This window comes from Saccharopolyspora rhizosphaerae (assembly GCF_003931915.1).
GTDB lineage: Bacteria > Actinomycetota > Actinomycetes > Mycobacteriales > Pseudonocardiaceae > Saccharopolyspora > Saccharopolyspora rhizosphaerae.
The window spans coordinates 224,098-241,582 of sequence record NZ_RSAA01000020.1 but is presented as its reverse complement, the minus strand read 5'-3'; the positions used below and the strand labels follow the sequence as shown (position 1 = coordinate 241,582).

At 70.5% G+C, this 17,485-nt stretch carries 14 protein-coding genes; 7 read left to right on the top strand and 7 right to left on the bottom strand.

The features are described 5' to 3' along the window. Positions 1 to 66 precede the first annotated feature (66 nt). The 5 genes from adh to EIL87_RS21165 all read left to right on the top strand — a co-directional run bounded on the left by adh (position 67) and on the right by EIL87_RS21165 (position 5,409). Positions 67 to 1,590: an aldehyde dehydrogenase gene (gene adh, locus EIL87_RS21185; RefSeq protein WP_125092319.1), complete on the top strand. Its 1,524-nt coding sequence runs from the start codon at positions 67 to 69 to the stop codon at positions 1,588 to 1,590. Continuing rightward, positions 1,590 to 1,964 (top strand): DUF779 domain-containing protein, encoded by a 375-nt coding sequence (locus tag EIL87_RS21180; protein ID WP_125092318.1) that lies wholly within the window; start codon positions 1,590 to 1,592, stop codon positions 1,962 to 1,964. The genes adh and EIL87_RS21180 overlap by 1 nt, the downstream gene beginning before the upstream one ends. Before the next feature lie 171 nt (positions 1,965 to 2,135). After that, positions 2,136 to 3,374 (top strand): iron-containing alcohol dehydrogenase, encoded by a 1,239-nt coding sequence (locus tag EIL87_RS21175; protein WP_233576441.1) that lies wholly within the window; start codon positions 2,136 to 2,138, stop codon positions 3,372 to 3,374. Beyond that, positions 3,371 to 4,750, top strand: a complete 1,380-nt coding sequence (locus EIL87_RS21170) for a MadS family sensor histidine kinase (RefSeq protein ID WP_233576439.1) — start codon at positions 3,371 to 3,373, stop codon at positions 4,748 to 4,750. Before EIL87_RS21175 ends, EIL87_RS21170 begins: the two co-directional genes overlap by 4 nt. After that, positions 4,747 to 5,409 carry a MadR family response regulator transcription factor gene (locus tag EIL87_RS21165; protein WP_125092316.1) on the top strand — a complete coding sequence of 221 codons (663 nt, stop codon included), beginning with the start codon at positions 4,747 to 4,749 and terminating at the stop codon, positions 5,407 to 5,409. The genes EIL87_RS21170 and EIL87_RS21165 overlap by 4 nt, the downstream gene beginning before the upstream one ends. Before the next feature lie 726 nt (positions 5,410 to 6,135). On the opposite strand, the gene mftM is transcribed toward EIL87_RS21165, so the two are convergent. The 4 genes from mftM to mdo all read right to left on the bottom strand — a co-directional run bounded on the left by mftM (position 6,136) and on the right by mdo (position 11,140). Further along, complete coding sequence (gene mftM / locus EIL87_RS21160) at positions 6,136 to 7,041, bottom strand: mycofactocin oligosaccharide methyltransferase MftM (RefSeq protein ID WP_233576437.1); 906 nt, start codon at positions 7,039 to 7,041, stop codon at positions 6,136 to 6,138. Next, a complete protein-coding gene (locus EIL87_RS21155) occupies positions 7,038 to 8,555 on the bottom strand; it encodes a VWA domain-containing protein (protein ID WP_125092315.1) in 1,518 nt (505 codons plus the stop codon). Before EIL87_RS21155 ends, mftM begins: the two co-directional genes overlap by 4 nt. 10 nt (positions 8,556 to 8,565) lie before the next feature. After that, positions 8,566 to 9,753 (bottom strand): AAA family ATPase, encoded by a 1,188-nt coding sequence (locus tag EIL87_RS21150; protein ID WP_233576435.1) that lies wholly within the window; start codon positions 9,751 to 9,753, stop codon positions 8,566 to 8,568. A 94-nt stretch (positions 9,754 to 9,847) separates the two neighbouring features. Continuing rightward, positions 9,848 to 11,140 carry an NDMA-dependent methanol dehydrogenase gene (gene mdo, locus EIL87_RS21145; RefSeq protein ID WP_125092314.1) on the bottom strand — a complete coding sequence of 431 codons (1,293 nt, stop codon included), beginning with the start codon at positions 11,138 to 11,140 and terminating at the stop codon, positions 9,848 to 9,850. A 305-nt stretch (positions 11,141 to 11,445) separates the two neighbouring features. On the opposite strand from mdo, the gene mftD reads away from it, so the two are divergent. Further along, entirely contained in the window at positions 11,446 to 12,618 is a 1,173-nt protein-coding gene (gene mftD / locus EIL87_RS21140) for a pre-mycofactocin synthase MftD (protein ID WP_125092313.1), read from the top strand. 286 nt (positions 12,619 to 12,904) lie between these two features. On the opposite strand, the gene EIL87_RS21135 is transcribed toward mftD, so the two are convergent. Genes EIL87_RS21135 through EIL87_RS21125 form a run of 3 tightly spaced genes read right to left on the bottom strand, consistent with a single transcriptional unit; the run spans position 12,905 to position 15,983 of the window. Then, the gene (locus tag EIL87_RS21135; RefSeq protein WP_125092312.1) at positions 12,905 to 14,170 is read right to left on the bottom strand and encodes an MGH1-like glycoside hydrolase domain-containing protein; all 1,266 of its coding nucleotides are present in this window, start codon (positions 14,168 to 14,170) and stop codon (positions 12,905 to 12,907) included. Continuing rightward, positions 14,167 to 14,961 (bottom strand): sugar phosphate isomerase/epimerase family protein, encoded by a 795-nt coding sequence (locus tag EIL87_RS21130; RefSeq protein ID WP_125092311.1) that lies wholly within the window; start codon positions 14,959 to 14,961, stop codon positions 14,167 to 14,169. The genes EIL87_RS21135 and EIL87_RS21130 overlap by 4 nt, the downstream gene beginning before the upstream one ends. A gap of 2 nt (positions 14,962 to 14,963) precedes the next feature. After that, the gene (locus EIL87_RS21125; protein WP_125092310.1) at positions 14,964 to 15,983 is read right to left on the bottom strand and encodes a zinc-dependent alcohol dehydrogenase; all 1,020 of its coding nucleotides are present in this window, start codon (positions 15,981 to 15,983) and stop codon (positions 14,964 to 14,966) included. Between the two features lie 114 nt (positions 15,984 to 16,097). Between EIL87_RS21125 and EIL87_RS21120 the strand changes: the two genes are divergently transcribed. After that, entirely contained in the window at positions 16,098 to 17,477 is a 1,380-nt protein-coding gene (locus tag EIL87_RS21120; protein WP_125092309.1) for an ABC transporter substrate-binding protein, read from the top strand. The last annotated feature ends 8 nt before the right edge of the window (positions 17,478 to 17,485 follow it).

Below are 17,485 nucleotides of genomic sequence, written 5' to 3'. Positions count from 1 at the left end.
TCGTTGCAACGTGAGGCGCGACACGATCCCGTTCGACAACGGAAGTTCTCGCGCAGGAGGCAACGCATGACCAAGTACGCAGCGCCGGGTACGCAGGGCAGCGTCGTGGCCTACGAGTCCCGCTACGACCACTACATCGGCGGTGAGTACGTGGCTCCGGCCAAGGGCGGTTACTTCGCGAACCCGACGCCGGTGACCGGGGCGGACTTCACCGAGATCGCCCGCGGCACCGCCGACGACGTCGAACGAGCGCTGGACGCCGCGCACGGCGCAGCCCGGTCGTGGGGTCGCACCTCGGTCGGCGAGCGGGCCACCGTCCTCAACCGGATCGCCGACCGCATGGAGGCGAACCTGGAGAAGCTGGCCGTCGCCGAGAGCTGGGAGAACGGCAAGCCGGTCCGCGAGACCCTCGCAGCCGACATCCCGCTGGCCATCGACCACTTCCGCTACTTCGCCGGCGCCATCCGCGCGCAGGAGGGCGGTATCAGCGAGGTCGACGACAGCACGGTCGCCTACCACTTCCACGAGCCCCTGGGCGTGGTCGGCCAGATCATCCCGTGGAACTTCCCGATCCTGATGGCCGTGTGGAAGCTGGCGCCCGCCCTGGCCGCCGGCAACGCCGTCGTGCTCAAGCCCGCCGAGCAGACCCCCGCGTCGATCCACGTGCTGCTCAGCGTCATCGGCGACCTGCTGCCCGCCGGTGTGGTCAACGTGGTCAACGGCTTCGGCGTCGAGGCGGGCAAGCCGCTGGCCTCGAGCAACCGGATCAGCAAGATCGCCTTCACCGGTGAGACCACGACCGGCCGGCTGATCATGCAGTACGCCAGCGAGAACATCATCCCGGTCACGCTCGAGCTGGGCGGCAAGAGCCCGAACATCTTCTTCGACGACGTCGCGGCCTCCCGGGACGCCTTCTACGACAAGGCCCTCGAAGGGTTCACGATGTTCGCGCTCAACCAGGGTGAGGTCTGCACCTGCCCGTCGCGGGCGCTCGTCCAGGGCGGCATCTACGACGACTTCCTCGGCGAGGCCGTCGAGCGCACCAAGGCCGTGCAGCAGGGCAACCCGCTCGACACCGACACCATGATCGGGGCGCAGGCCAGCAACGACCAGTTCGAGAAGATCCTCTCCTACATCGACATCGGCAAGCAGGAGGGCGCGAAGGTCCTCACCGGTGGCGAGAAGGCCGAACTCGGCGGGGAGCTCTCCGGCGGCTACTACGTGCAGCCCACGGTCTTCGAGGGCCACAACAAGATGCGGATCTTCCAGGAGGAGATCTTCGGACCGGTCGTCTCGGTGGCCCGCTTCGACGACTACGCCGACGCGATCAAGACCGCCAACGACACCCTCTACGGCCTGGGCGCCGGTGTGTGGTCGCGCGACGCCAACACCGCCTACCGCGCCGGCCGCGAGATCCAGGCCGGCCGGGTGTGGGTGAACAACTACCACGCCTACCCGGCGCACGCGGCCTTCGGCGGTTACAAGCAGTCCGGCATCGGCCGCGAGAACCACAAGATGATGCTCGAGCACTACCAGCAGACCAAGAACCTGCTGGTCAGCTACTCGCCCGACAAGCTGGGCTTCTTCTGATGGAGCACGCACGGGTCGCCGTGACCCCGGAGGCGGCGGAGCTGCTGCGCCGCCTCCGGGCCGAGCACGGGCCGCTGATGTTCCACCAGTCCGGCGGGTGCTGCGACGGCAGCGCCCCGATGTGCTACCCGGCGGGGGAGTTCCGCACCGGAGGCTCCGACGTCCACCTCGGCGACCTCGACGTGGACGGCGAAGCGGTCCCGGTGTGGATGTCAGCGGCGCAGCACGAGTACTGGAAGCACACCCACCTGACGATCGACGTCGTGCGCGGGCGGGGCAGCGGTTTCTCGCTGGAGGCCCCCGAGGGCGTCCGGTTCCTGATCCGCTCCCGACTGCTCACCGACGACGAGCTCACGGCGTTCGGACTCGTCTGACCGGCGAGCCCCGGACGGAGGGGGCGGTGGCGGGACCTGCCCGACCGGGCAGGTCCCGCCCGTCCGCGCAGCTGTGGTGCGTGTCACGTTCCGGGCTAGGATGGTCCCGGTCCGGCGCGCCGACCTGGCCGGCGCTCGCAGATGCCCGCACCGGTGCCTGGAGGAAGCCTGATGACAGTGCGAAGCCGGGTGTCCAGCTCGCCCGAACTCGAAGTCGCCGAGCTCCCCGGGCCGCAACTCGCCTGCCCTGGGGGTGATCTGCCCCGGCTGGCGAAGTTCCACGTCCCGGAGGTCGTGTTCGGTCCCGGCGCGCTGGCCGAGCTCGGCCACTGCGCGCGCCGGCTCGGTGCGCGCCGCCCGTTCCTCGTCACCGACGGCGGGCTCACCGAAGCCCGGTGGGCTGCTGAGGCTGGCACGCACCTGGAGGCGGTCGGGCTCTCGGCCGTGGTGTGGGACGAGGTCACCCCGAACCCGAAGGACCACGAGGTCGAGGCCGCCTACCGGCGCTACGCCGAGTCCGGCGCGGACGTGATCGTCGGCGTCGGCGGCGGGTCGGTGATCGACGCGGCCAAGGGCGTGGCGATCCTGTCCGGCAACGGCGGCCGGATCCTGGACTACGAAGGTGTGGACCAGGTCGTGAACCCGATCCCGCCGCTGGTGATGGCCCCGTCCACCTCGGGGACCGGAGCCGACGTCTCGCAGTTCGCGATCATCACCGACACCGCGAACGCCACGAAGATCACCATCCTCAGCCGGGCGCTCGTGCCCGAGATCTCGGTCGTCGACCCGCGGCTGCTGACCAGCATGCCGGACTGGCTCAACGCGGCGACCGGCCTGGACGCGCTCACCCACGCCATCGAGTCCTACGTCTCCCGCGCGCACAACACCCTCACCGAGCAGCACTCGCTGCACGCCGCGAAGCTGATCACCGCCAACCTCGCCCGCACCCTGTTCCGGCCCACCGAGGCGGAACCGCGCATCGCGATGGCCCAGGGCGCGCTGGAGGCGGGGATGGCCTTCACCAACGCCATCCTCGGCGCCACCCACGCGATGAGCCACCAGGTCGGCGGGCTGCTCGACGCACCGCACGGAGTGATCAACGGCGTGCTGCTGCCGCACGTCATCCGGTACAACGCCGAGACCGATCCGGACCGCTACGTGCCGCTGGCCGCCGCGATCGGCATCCGGACCGACGGTGTTCCCGCCCAGGACGTGGCGCTGACCCTCGCGGAGCGGGTGCGCGAGCTGGCCGACGTGGTGGGCGTGCCCAAGACGCTGCGCTCGCTCGGCGTGTCCGATGTGGACGTCCCGGTGCTGACCCGCAACACCCTCAAGGACGCCTGCCTGACCACCAACCCGCGCGAAGCGCGCCCGACCGACATCGCCCAGCTGTTCCGGGCGGCGCTGTGAGCGGCGGTGCCGCGTCCGGGAGCGACTACGGCGGTGACTTCGGCGACGACCTGGGCGTGCTGACCGGGCTGCGCTCCGGCAAGCGGTCCTTCTACCCGGAGTACGTGCGCTCCGCCGAGCGGCTGGAGCTGGCCGTGCAGGCGCTCGACCGCATCTCCGGCGCGCTGGTGCGCACCGTCGAAGGCCCCCGCACGCTGGTCGAGGCCGTGGTGCGCGCCGCCGCGGAGCACCTGCAAGCCGACCGGATCCTGCTGGGCATCGCCGACGGCGCCCTGCGCGCCGCCCGGCCCCGGTTCCTGCTGCTGGAACGCGGCGAACTCGTCGACGACGAGACCGCGCTACCGGCGGAGGCGCGGGCGCACCTCGAGGTGATCCGCAACCGGCCTTGGGAGATCGAGCTCGACCCCGGCGGTGAGGATTGGGTCCGGGCACCCATGACCCTCGACGACGAACCCGTCGGTGGCATCGTCGGCTGGCCCGGCGACGTGCACGTGGCCGAGACGGACCTGGCGATCCTGCGCGTGCTGGCCAACCAGGCCGCGGTGGCCGTGCACAACTCGTTCCTGTTCCACGCCGCCGCGCAGCTGCGCGGACGCACCGAGCAGCTCTCCGAAGCGGCGGCCCAGCAGGCCCGCGACCTGGCCGCCCGCAACGCCGAACTGCAGGAGACCCAGCGGCGCTTGGTCGAAGCCATGCAGCGCCAGGCCCTCGACGACGAGCGCCACCGCATCGCCCGCGAACTGCACGACACCGTCACCCAGTACGTGCTCAGCGCCGGCATGACCGTCGAGGTGTGCCGGTCCGAACTCGCCGAGATGGGGCCGGAGGCGGAACGCGTCGCCGAGAAGCTGGCCCCGGCGAAGGGTCTCACGCAGCAGGCCGTGGAACGGCTGCGCGCGGCGATCTACGCGCTGCACCACGGCGCCGAGGAACCGCCGGGCTCGCTGCCGGTGCTGCTGGAGCAGCTGTCCACTGTGCACCTCTCCAGCGAGCTGCAGGTCGAGGTGCGCGTCGCAGGCAGTCCCGCGCCGCTGCCGCCGGAAGACGAGAGCTCGATCCTGCGGCTCACCGGTGAGGCGCTGTTCAACATCATCTCGCACGCCGAAGCCACCCGCGCCGTCGTGCACCTCGTCTACGAGTCCTCGCAGCTGCGGCTGACCATCTCCGACGACGGCGTCGGCGACCCGGCCCAGCTGCGGCGGACGCTGAAGCTGTCCTCGGCCACCGACCTGGTCGGTCGGCACCGCGGTCTCGTCAACATGGCCGAGCGGGCGCGGGAGCTCGGCGGGACGCTGAACATCCGCCGTTCCCGGATCGGCGGGGTGGCGTTGCAGCTGCACGTTCCGCTCTCATCGGCGCGGGAGGGCTCACCATGACGGTTCCCGGTCAGCGCAGGGCGACCGACCAGGTGCGGATCGTGCTCGTCGACGACCACGCGATCGTCCGGCACGGCCTGCGCTCGGTGCTCGAACGCGAGGACGACCTGGACGTGGTGGGAGAGGCAGCCACCGCGGCCGAGGCGCTGACCGTGGTGGCCGACGCCGAACCGCACATCGTGCTGCTCGACCTCAAGCTCTCCACCGGCGACAACACCGAGGGGTTGGAGCTGTGCGGGGAACTCACCGGGCGACACCCGGACCTCGGCGTCCTGGTGCTGACCACGTTCCTCGACGGAGGTCTCGTCGTCGACGCGATCCACCGCGGTGCTCGCGGTTACGTGGTCAAGGACGTCGACACCACCGAGCTCGTCCGCTCCATCCGCGCGGTGGCCCGCCGGGAGAGCTCCTTCGACTCGCGCTCGGCCGCCGCGATGGTCGAGTCGATGAACGCCCCCACCGCGGAACCGCGCCTCACCGAACGCGAGCTCATCGTCCTCCGCCAACTCGCCCACGGTCTCAGCAACCGCGACATCGGTACGAAGCTGTTCATCTCGGAAACCACGGTGAAGTTCCACGTCCGCAACATCATGCGCAAGCTCACCGCCACCAGCAGGGCAGAAGCCGTCTACGAAGCCAGCAAACTCCACCTCATCTAGAGCCCGTTCGAATGTCGCGCGAAGTTCACCCTGGTCTGGCCGGGCGAGATCTCGCGCGAATGTTGACTGGGCGGAGGTTCGCGCGAACTGCGCGCTCCAGAGGGTGGTGGGCACCCTGACGCAATGGGGCGTGTCGTGCCTCGTCGGAGGGCCCGCGCTGGGATCTGCCAGGGTGTGGTGGCTTCGGTCGGGGTCGAAGAGGTGCCGGCGGACGCACATGCCCGGGCGAGTTGTGGTGCGACCGCGCGCGCAGTGGTGGTGTCCTTGCTGTTCAGGCGGTTGTCGGGCCTGTCGCTGGGTGGTGTTGCTTCCAATGTCTTGCGAACTTCAACCCTGGCTTTGCGGGCCGAGATCTCGCGCGAAGTTCGACCGCCCTGCGCGGGGCGGAGGTTCGCGCGTGGTCGCCTGCGGCGGCGGGTGTGTCGTGGTGAGCGCCGCCCAGTGGGCGTGTTGTTGCTCGTGGGAGGGTCGCGGGGGTTCTGCTGGTGTGTGGTGACTTCAGTGGGGGCTCAGTGCCTTCCGAGCAGAACGGACATGCCCGGGCGAGTTGTGGTGTGTCCGCGCGCCTCGGGTGTCTTCTGCCTGGTGGGGTGGTTGCGGAACGCACAGTGCGTGGGCCCCGACATTCGCGGGAAGTTGTGCCCCCTGCGCGGGCCGGGATGTCGCGTGAAGTTCGACCACCCTGCGCGGGGCGAGAGTGCGCGCGAAGTGGTGGGAGTCGGTGGGTCAGGGGGCTTTGAGGAGGTCGAGCCAGCCTCCGTGGTGGTGGGTGACTTCGTAGCGGTGTCCGGTGCTGGCGCCGAGGTGGTCGAGGTCGGCTGCGGTGAAGGTGCGGACGTGGCCGAAGGCCGCGTTGGGCCGGTCCTCGAAGGGCACCGCGATGATGACGCGGCGGCGAGCCAGGCGCAGCGCCTCGGCGAGGACCGCGTCGCCCCGCGCGGGCTCGAGGTGTTCGAGCAGGTGCATCGCCGTGACCGTGTCGACCGCGCCGTCCGGCAGCGGGACCTGGGCGGCGTCGCACACCAGGGTGTGCATCCGGTGCCCCCGGGACGCCGCGACCACCTCCAGCAGTCGCATGCTGCCGGGAGCCAGGTCGGAGGCGATGACCGAGTGCTCACCGCGCTCGGCCAGCAGAAGCGGCAGGAACCCGAAGCACGACCCCAGGTCCAGCACCCGGCCCGGCGGAGCGACCTGCAGCACCCGCTGGTACAGCGGGGCGAAGTCGGCGATCGACGAGTGCGGCGCGCAGCCGGCCGGCCGCGCCCAGCACTCGCGGATGCGTCCCAAGGTGTTGTCGTAGAAGGTCGTCCACGCCCGCAGCGGGTCGTCGACCACGGACTGCACCACCTCGGTGAACACCCGCTCGAAGACCTCCACGCCGCTGAGCCAGCCGGGCGCGAACAGCTCGTCGGCGAGCAGGCCCGCGAGGTTGTTGTCCAGCTGCTCGGGGCGCAGCCAGTGGGTGATCTCCATCCGGTGACCGCGCCGGTGCAGGCAGAAGTGCTCGGTGTGGGTCACCATCACACCCGCTTCGCACGTCGAGTCGTGCTTGCCCACGGTGACCAGGGGATCGTGACCGTGCGGCGCCAGCGGGTCGATGTGGTGCAGCGTCGCGCGTTCTCCCGCGGTCACCGCCCGGTCACCTCCGTGGCGATGGACTCCGCCGCCTTCGCCAGCCCGGACAGGTCGCGCACGACCTGCACCCGGTCGCAGTGCTCGGCGTAGTCCGGCAGGTCGCAGCGGCCCAACCGCCACGAGTACCGCGGTTCCGGGGTGAGCCAGATGGTTTCCCGGGCGCGACGGGCGATCTCGGCGAGCGCTTCGACCTGGGGGTCGTTGCCGTTGCCGCGCCCGTCACCGAGGATGAGCACGGTGGTCCGGCGGTTGAGCGTGCTGCCGAACTCGTCGAGGAACTTCGCGAACGTCGCGCCGTAGTCGGAGTTGCCGTCCACGTCGAGGACACCGCCATGCGGCAGGCCGTCGAAGACCAGCCCCAGCGCGCGCTCCAGCGGGTGGTCGGTGAACAGCTCCGAGATCTCCACCGGGCCGTCCACGAACGCGAACGTGCGAACCTGCGTGAACAGCGACTGCAGCCCGTGCACCAGGTGCAGCGTGAACCGCGCGGTGGAGCGCACCGACAACGAGACGTCGGCGAGCACCACCAGCCGGGGCTTGTCCTCGGCGCGGGTGACCGTGACCGGGCGGAACGGGACGCCGTCGTAGCGCATGTTGCGCCGCATCGTCCGCGCCGGGTGCACCCGTCCGCGCGGGGTGTTGCGGCGCTTGCTGGTCGGCGCACCGCGCAGGCTGTGCACGATCCGCCGCAGCGACTCCTCCAGCTGCTGCCGTTCGCCCTCGTCGACCCGGTCGAGCCGCCCGGAGGTGACCTCGCGGGACTCCGTGGCCGTGCGCTCGAGCTCGGCGAGCTTGGCCAGGTGCTGCTTGAGCAACTCGGGCAGGTTCTCCAAGACACCGGTGAGCTGCCCCCGCGGCGTGGAGTCGGGCTCCTCGTCGTCGGCGAGCCAGTCCAGCAGCGTCTGCTCCTCGGCGATGCTCAGCGAGGTCTCGATGCGCTGGCCGGTGTGCTCGGCCAGCGAGCCGGGCGTGCCGGCGTTGTGCAGGTGCTCGGTCTCCAGCTGCACCGACGGCGCCGAACCGCCACCGGCGCTGCTGTCGTCGTTCGAGAAGACCACCTCGTCGGTCATCGACGCCAGGTCGATCTTGTTGCTCTCCTGGTGCAGGTTGTACTGCTGCGCCAGGTCTTCGGGATCGAAGTAGTCCCGGATGTCAGCAGGCTTCTCGTGCGTGTGGCCCTCCTGCGGGGTCTCCGCTGGTTCCTCGGAGACGGTGAAGGACTGCAGCTCGCCGGTGTCGGAGAGGTCGTCGTGCTCGTGGCTGTGCTCGTGCGCCCGGTCGTCACCGACCACCGGGCGCAGCGTGAAGAACGCCTCGAAGACCTCGTCGAAGATCTCCTCGTCGCGGCGGTCCTTGATCATCGCGACCTTCAGCGCGTCGCGCAGCGCCTCGCGGTCGTCGAGCATGCCGGGCTGGGCGGCGCAGCGCATCGCGTCGGTGGCCTCCGAGACCGAGATGCGCACGCCGAAGAGGCGCAACAAGCGCACGAACCGGTGCAGGGCTGATTCCACGAGGGGCTCCTCACGACTTGCGGCGGGTCACCGAGGAGAACGCCCGGTGTCCCTGCCCGCCCGTGCTGCGCTGCGCAGAGCTGCTGGAACCCGGTGCCCCGTAGTAGGCCTCGTCGTGCCGGCCGGGCTGGTCCTTGGCGGCCCGGACCTCCTTGCCGTCGAGGCCGTCGTGGTCGTGCCCATGTCCGTGGTCGTGCCCATGGCCGTGTCCGTGTCCGTGTCCGTGGGTGGGCAGCTGCTCGGGGACGTCGCGGTTCGGGTCGGCCATGTGCCCGATCACGTCGAGCGCCTGGTGCAGGTCCCGCTCGTACTTCACGACCACGTTGACCGTCTCCGACAGCACGTCCGGCCCCAGGTCGTCGGCCCCGAGCACGGCCAGGGTCCGCGCCCAGTCGATCGTTTCGGAGATCGACGGCGCCTTGCGCAGCTTCAACGTCCGCAACTGCCGCACCACCGACACCAGCTGCTCGGCGAGGTGTTCCGGCAGGCCGGTGCGCTTCGAGCGCACGATCTCCAGCTCCCGGTCGTGGTCCGGGTAGTCCAGGAACAGGTGCAGGCACCGGCGTTTCAGCGCGGCCGACAGGTCGCGGGTGTTGTTGGAGGTCAGCACCACGTGCGGCGGGGTGCTGGCGGTGTAGGTGCCGACTTCGGGCACCGACACCTGGAACTCCGCCAGGCACTCCAGCAGCACCGCCTCCAGCGCCTCGTCGGCCCGGTCCACCTCGTCGACCAGCAGCACCGCGGGCTGTTCACCGCGGATGGCTTCCAGCAGCGGGCGGGCGGCCAGGAATCGGTCGGAGAAGAACACGCTGTCCTGGGCGCCGATCCGGTCGATCGCGGTGGCCAGGTCCGGCGCGTCGGCGATGATCTCGCCGATCTTGTCCCGCAGCATCTGGGTGTAGAGCAGCTGCTTGCCGTAGTCCCACTCGTAGAGCGCCTTGCTCTCATCCTGACCCTCGTAGCACTGCAGCCGCAACAACTTCCGGCCGGTGACCTCGGCGAGCGACTTGGCGAGCTCGGTCTTGCCCACGCCCGCTGGACCTTCCAACAGCAGTGGTTTGTCCAACCTGGACTGGAGGTAGACGGTGGTGGCCAGGCGTCGGTCGGCGATGTAGCCGTGCTCGCCGAAGCGGTTGATCACCTCCTCCACCGATTCGAAGGGCTTGTCGCCGGGCTGGTCCGCGATGTCCTCGAGCACTGCGCTACCTCCGGAGTACGAGTCGTGCTGCGGTGGGAAAGGCCGTGGCGCCGCAAGGGGCGCGCGCGGCGCCACGGCCGGTCCGGGAGGGGGATCAGGTCAGCAGGTCGTCCAGATCCCCGGTCATGCAGTGCTCGACCACCGGGCGAACGGTGTCGAACGTGCACTCCTTGGCGTTGCCCGGCGTGCAGGCATCACCCAGGACGTGGTGGGTGATGCGGTCGACGTCGCCGGCGTCGCCCTTGATCTCCTGGGACTGCTCGTAGAACTTCGTCGGGCCCTGGCCCAGCCGGTTCTTCGAGTAGCTGTCGGCGTTGACGTCGACGAACCGCTCCGGGATGCCCACGTCGCGCAGCAGCCGGATCGCGGCGTTGAGCGCGGCGTCAGCGGCCTGCGGGTCGGTCATGCCGTGGGTGTCGACGCCCATCGCCTCGGCGATCTCGGCGAACCGCTTGTAGGCCACCGGCATGTTGAACGCCCACACGCGCGGCAGCGCGACGGCGTTGTTGAGCCCGTGGTGGGTGTCGTAGAACGCGCTGACGGCGTGCGAGATCGAGTGGATGATGCCCAGACCGCCCGAGTTGAACGCCTGCGCGGCGATGTACTGCGCGTACATCATGCCCTCGCGTCCGGGCAGGTCCTGACCGTTCCACACCGCCTGGCGCAAGTGCTGGGCGGTCAGCTTCACCGCGTGCAGGGCGTTGCCCAGCGACGGCGGGAAGTTCAGCCGCGAGATGTAGGGCTCGGAGGCGTGCGCGAGCACGTCGAAGCCGCACTGCGCGGTGTAGTCGATCGGGCAGTCGTAGTAGAGGACCGGGTCGTCGATGGCCAGCGTGGTCACCGAGTTGTCGTCGAAGGCGACGTACTTGTGCGGGTTGTCGGGGTCCGTGGTGGTGTCGGTGATGACGTAGGCCCAGGAGGTCTCCGACCCCGTGCCCGCTGTGGTGGACACCGCGATGTGCGGCGGGTTCTTGGGGTTCTCGGACTTGTTGAAGCCCTCGAACTCGTTGACGTTGCGGCCGTCGTGGGCCACCGAGATCCGCGCGCCCTTGCACGCGTCGTGCGAGGAACCGCCGCCGATCGAGACGAACGAGTCGCAGCCGTTCTCCTGGTACATCGCGACGGAGTCCATCACGTTGTAGTCCTTGGGATTGGACTCGACCTGGTCGTAGACCACCACTTCGAGACCGTGGTAGCGCATCGATTCGACGATCTTGTGCACGATGTCGGTGCCGCGCAGACCGGAGGTCATCACCAGCGTCTTCTTGAAGCCCAGGTTCAACGCCTCCGGGCCGATCATCTCGTGCGAACCGGGGCCCATCAGGGCCCGGGGGAACGGGTGGAACTCCTTGATCGGGAACGGCTTGAGCAGCTCATCGACCTGCATGTCGCTGTCCTTTCCACGCGCGTCGTGGCACGTTGCTCTCCGGCCGGGTGGAGGAGCGCCGCGGCCGGTTCCGGGGACACCGGCGTCGACCCGGCTCGGGGCGGAAGTTAGCCGTGCCGAACCCCCGGGGAGAACGGCAGCGGAGCAAGACCCCTCGTCCGAGGACCCAGGTCCGGACGATCGGTGAGGGCAGCACCCGTCCGATCGGTCAGGTACCGGGACGGGGACCTGTTCGATCGGAGGGGTCGGGGTGGGCCCGGTCGCACGGTGGCTCACCTCGGTGGCGGCGCCTAGCGTGATGTGGCATGGCGGAGTGGTTCGAAACAGTGGCGGAGGCGCACCGGCGCGCCCGCAGGCGACTGCCCAGGTCGGTCTACCTCGCGCTGGTGGCCGGCAGCGAGAGCGGCTCCACGCTCCACGACAACATCGAGGCCTTCCGCGAGCTCGGGTTCGCGCCGCGGGTGGCGGACCTGCCGGCCAAGCGGGAGATGTCGACGACCGTGATGGGACAGGAGTTGTCACTGCCCGTTCTCGTGTCACCCACCGGCGTGCAGGCGGTGCACCCGGACGGCGAGGTCGCGGTCGCCCGCGCCGCGGCGGAGGCGGGCACGGCGATCGGGTTGTCGTCGTTCGCCAGCCGTGCCGTCGAGGACGTGGCCGAGGCGAACCCGAAGACGTTCTTCCAGGTGTACTGGGTGGGGGACAGGGAGAAGGTGCTGGCCCGTGCCGAGCGCGCCCGCGCGGCCGGCGCGAAGGGGCTCATCGTCACGCTCGACTGGTGCTTCGCCACCGGGCGCGACTGGGGCAGCCCGCCGATCCCGGAGAAGCTGGACCTGCGCACCAAGCTGAAGTTCGCGCCGCAAGGGCTGCTGCGGCCGCGGTGGTTGAGCGGGTTCGTGCGGCACGGGCTCCCGGACCTGACCACGCCGAACATGGTGCCGCTGGGGCAGGACGCGCCGACCTTCTTCGGCGCCTACGGCGAGTGGATGTTCACCCCGCCTCCCACCTGGGAGGACATCGCGTGGTTGCGGGAGCAGTGGGGTGGCCCGTTCATGATCAAGGGCGTCACCCACCCCGACGACGCCCGGCGGGCCCGCGACATCGGAGCGACGGCGATCTCCGTGTCCAACCACGGCGGCAACAACCTCGACTCCACGCCGGCCACCATCCGACTCCTCCCGGCGATCGCCGATGCCGTCGGCGACGACCTCGAGGTGCTGCTGGACGGCGGGATCAGGCGAGGCAGCGACGTGGTCAAGGCCCTCGCGCTGGGTGCCCGGGCCGTCCTCATCGGACGCGCCTACCTCTGGGGACTTGCGGCCGAAGGTCAAGCCGGAGTCCGCAACGTCCTGGACATCATGCGGTCCGGCATCGACTCGTCCCTGCTGGCCCTCGGCCGGCCCTCGATCGACGACCTCAGCCTCGAAGACCTCATCATCCCGAGGGGCTTCACCCGGCACCCGGTCAGCGAGCACTGACGCGTCGAGTGACGGGCCCCGTGCCCTCCGTGCGGGGCCTTGCCTCAGGGAGCTAGGAGCTGTTCGAGAACTGCTCCGCCTGGCGGTGCGGGTGGCGGAAACCCCCGAACGGGAGAGCGCAGCGCGTCCGTGGACTCCGTGCGCCGCTCCTGATGCATGACTCACGCGTCCCGGCGTACTCGCCACGAGGGTGCTTCAGGTGGTGAGGGAGAACGCGGCCCCCATGCTGCCTCCGGCGACTGGACCTCGGCGGTCACCGCTCCCCGGTGCGGGGACCGCCGAGGGATCACGAGGTGGCGAGGAGGTCGAGGACGACCGCCGCTGTCCAGCTGAAGTGGTGGGCGCCCTTGCCCTCGCAGGTCCGGGGATCGATGTACTCGCGGAACCCGCTCCGGTTCGCTGCCGTCAGCATGCCCGTGCGGAGCACCTGGGCGAGCTCGGGAGCTCCGTGGTCGTCGAGCCCGCGCTGGAGGAGCCAGGTGATGTTGAACCAGGCCGGGCCCCGCCAGTAGCGGGACGGGTCGAACAGCGGATCGGTGAGGTCCCAGCTGGGGACGACGCCGAGCTCCTCGGCGCGGAACCGCGGTCCGGTGGCCGTGGCGATGAGGTCCTGGGCCTGCGGCAATCCGGGCACCACCAGCGGCACCAGTCCGGCGACGCTGCCGCCGCGGACCAGGTCGCCGCCGTGCACGTCGTAGGAGTGGAACAACCCGTCCTCGAGCAGCAGGGGCAGCGCGTCGCGGATCCGCGCCACCTCAGCTTCGTGCGGGTGCGCCGGTTCGCCGAGTTCCTGCGCGATGCGGACCAGCGCGGCCTCGGAGGCGGCGAGCAGCGAGTTGGTCACCGGGTCCTCGACGGCGAACTCGTGCACCTGCAGGCCATCGGCGTAGCCGTGGTCGCGGTAGGTGGCGGCGAGGCGGACGTAGCGGCCGTAGTCGGCGTCGGTGGGACGTTCCGAAGCGTCAGCGTGGTCGAGGTCCCGGCGCTGGAACTCGGTCGGCGGCACGGGTTCCACGCGCTGCAGCGGTGCGTCCCAGGACGGGCTGTTGTCCATCCCGGACTCCCACGGGTGCACGATCGACACCAGTCCGCGGCCGCCGAGATCACGCCGTCCGCGCAGGTAGTCGTGCCAGGCGACCAGCTTCGGGTACAACCGCTCCAGGAAGCTCCGCCGGCGCGAGGTCTCCGGGTCGGAGGCGTGCACCTCCCAGGCCGCCAAGGCGTGCACCGGCGGTTGCACGATCCCCGAGGTGTCGGGGTGCTGCGGCCCGTTGACCTCCTCGGAGCGCCAGAACTCGGGCCCGGGGAAGTAACCCTGCCGCGGGGCCTCGGGGTCGAAGACGATGTGCGGCACGCGTCCGTCGGCCCACTGCGCGCCGAACAGCGATTCCAGCTCCTGCTGCGCGCGCAGCGAGGAGAGGTGCCGCAGCCCGACGGCGATGAACGCCGAGTCCCAGCTCCACTGGTGCGGGTAGAGGCCCGGTGCCGGGATCGTGTTGTGGCCGCGCCAGTTGCCCAGCAGCACCTCGGCGGCCTGGTCGCGCAGGCTCATCGCTGCCTCCTCAGGAACGTCGGCACCGAAGCCACGGCCTGCTCGGGCTCGCCGCGCAGCCGGCACTCCACCGCCAGGTACCCGTCGTAACCTCCGGCGGACAGCGCGCCCAGCAGCGCCGACCAGTCGAGGTGCCCGGTGCCGGGCTGGAACCGGTTGGACTCGCTGACCTGCACGTGCCCGAGGTGGGGCACGGAGTTCAGCAACGCGGTCACGGGATCGTCCTCCTCGATGTTCATGTGGTAGGTGTCCGCCACCACCCGGACGGAGTCCACGCCGACCTCGTCCACGAGGTCGATCGCCTGGTCCAACCGGTTGACCATGTGGTCCTCGTAGCGGTTGAGGGGTTCCAGGTAGATCTGCACGCCCTCGGCCCGCGCGTGCTCACCCAGCTCCGCCAGCCCCGCGAGCAGCACCTCGCGGTCCTCCTCCGGGGAGCGGGGCGGCTCGAACGGCGGCAACCGTCGGGAGAACATCCCCCACGACGCCGGGGTCATCGCGCCACGGCCGCCGATCTCGGCCATCACCGACAGCTGCGACTTGAGCTGGTCGATGGCGTCTCGCCGCAGCTCGGCGTCGAAGGCCGCGAAGAAGTGCGGCATCTCGACGCACACGGTCGGCATCACGACACCGTTCTCGCGGGCGCGGCGCAGTTCCGGGAGCCGGTCGCGGAAGTGGAAGTCACCGCGACCGCGCAGCTCGATCGCGTCGAAACCGGCCTCGACGGCGAACTTCCACTTGGCCTCCAGCGACGCACCGGGCAGGAGTTGTTCCTGGCAGGCGAGTCTCACGTTCACTCCTGTTCGAAGTCGAGGACGATCTGCAGCACCTCGGGCGCCCCCTCGTCGAGCAGCCGGTAGGCGCGCTCGACGTCCGAGGGGGCGAGCAGGTGGGTGACCAGCGCGGTCGGGTCGACGGCTCCGCGGGCGCACTGGTCGAGGAAGGTCGTGGTGAGCCGGTCCTGGTCCCAGCGCCCGGCCAGCTTGGGCGGCACACCGCCGATCTGGGAGCTGACCAGCTCGACGCGGTTGTGGTGGAACTCCTCGCCGAGCCGCAGCCCCACGGCTTCGTCCTGGTAGAAGCCCGCGGCGACCACCCGGCCGCCGACCACCACGGTCCGGATCGCCTCGTGCAGCGCGCGGTAGGAGCCGCTGAGGTCGATCGCCACGTCCGCGCCGCCCAGCTCGCGCACCCGCTCCGCGGCCCCGGCGCCCTCCACGGCGTGCGCGGCGCCGAACTCGAGGGCCTTGTCCCTGCGCTGCGCGATGGTGTCCACGGCGACGACCTCGACGCCGCTGCAGCGCAGCAGTCTCGTCGCCAGCAGGCCGATCACACCCTGCCCGAACACCGCGACCCGCTCGCCGAGGTGCACCTCTGCGGACAGCACGGCGTTGAGCGCCACCGCTCCCACCCGCGCGAACGCGGCGGCCAGCGGGTGCACGCCGCCCGGGACGCGCCGGACCTCCTCCGCCGGGAGAACGGCTTCGCTGCGGTGGCCCCAGATGCCCCACACCTGCTCGCTCACCCGTGCCGGGTCGTCGGCTTCGACGACCTCGCCGACCTCCGAGTACCCCCAGCCGACGACGGGGTAGGGCTGCGTCGGTGCCGAGGCGGTGCCGGTGAACAGGCGGCGCTCGGCGTCCCAGGTCCGCGTCAGGTAGGGGTTCGTGCCGCGGTAGGCGGTGAGCTCGGTGCCGGCGGAGATGCCGGAGTACCGGGTGCGGACCCGGACTTGGCCCGCCGCACGGGTTTCAGTGGGGATGGCGGTGACGTCGACCTGTCGGGGACCGGTGAACTGCACGACCCGTGGCACGGGGCCTCCTCGCTCCGAGATTTGTCGCGCAGTCTACATACTTATGTCTTGCGGGCAATCATAAGTCTCTGGTGTGATGCGGCGGCGAGGAACGCGCGAAGGAGCGTGATGGTGATGCGGGCCAGGTCCAGGCTGATGGGCGTCGTGCTGGCGGTGGTCGGCTGCACCGCGCTGCTGTCCGGGTGCGCACCCCCGGCAGAGGACGACGCGCTGGTCGTGTGGAGCTTGGAGAGCCAGTCCGACCGGGTGCGCGCGACCGAAGCCATCACGCAGCGGTTCACCGCCGAGACCGGGATCCCGGTGCGCGTGGTCGCCGTCGACGAGAACCAGTTCAGCCAGATGATCATGTCCGCCGCTGCAGCGGGCACCATGCCCGACGTCATCGGTGCGCTGCCGCTGAGCGCGACCTGGCAGATGGCCGGCAACGAACTCCTCGACACCCGCGCCAACCAGGAGGTCCTCGACGCGCTCGGACCCGACACGTTCTCCCAGCGGGCGCTGCAGCTCACCGCCGACGGCGACCGCCGACTGGCCGTGCCCTCCGACGCGTGGGCCCAAGTCCTGGCCTACCGCAAGGACCTCTTCGCCCAGGCCGGCCTTCCGGTGCCTGACACCTACGAGAAGATCGAGCACGCCGCGCGGGTGCTCAACCGCGGTGGCACCTCCGGCATCTCGATGGCCACGCACGCCAACGACACCGCCACCGGCCAGGCCTTCGAATCCTTCGCGCTGGCCAACGACTGCCGGCTCGTCGACGGAGCCGGCCGCGTCGAGCTCGACAGCCCGCAGTGCCGCGAGACCTTCCGGTTCGTCCACGGGCTGATCAGCCGGTACTCCCCGCCCGGGGCGCAGGACATCGACTCCACCCGCGCCACCTACTTCGCCGGCCGCTCGGCGATGCTGTCCTGGTCGACCTTCCTGCTCGACGAGCTCGGCGGTCTGCGTGCCGACGCGGCACCCGCCTGCTCGCAGTGCCAGGACGACCCGACGTTCCTGGCCCGCAACACCGGGATCGTCAGCGCCCTCAAGGGACCCGACGCCACCGAACCGGCCCAGTACGGCGAACTCACGTCGTGGACCGTGCCGGTGGGCGCCAAGCGCGAGCAGGCCAAGCGCTTCGTGGAGCACATGCTCGACGAGGGCTACCCGGACTGGCTGGGCATGGCGCCGGAGGGGAAGCTGCCCGCCCGCAAGGGAACCGCACAGGACCCCGAGCGCTTCACCCGCGCCTGGCAGCAGGCACCGGCCGGTGTCGACGTCAAGCGACGGCTGGGCGAGATCTACCCGCCGGAGACGATCGACGAGCTGCGCACCGGCGCCGACCGGTTCCGCCGCTGGGGCTTCGAGCAGCGCCAAGGCGTGCTCGTCGGCGCGACCCTCGGTGAGATGCCCGTGCCGCACGCCGTGAACTCGTTGCTCAACGGCGGCGATCCGGCCGAGACGGCCGGCGAGGCCGCCGACGAGGTCCGCGCCATCCAGACCTCCTTGAACTAGGAAGGCCC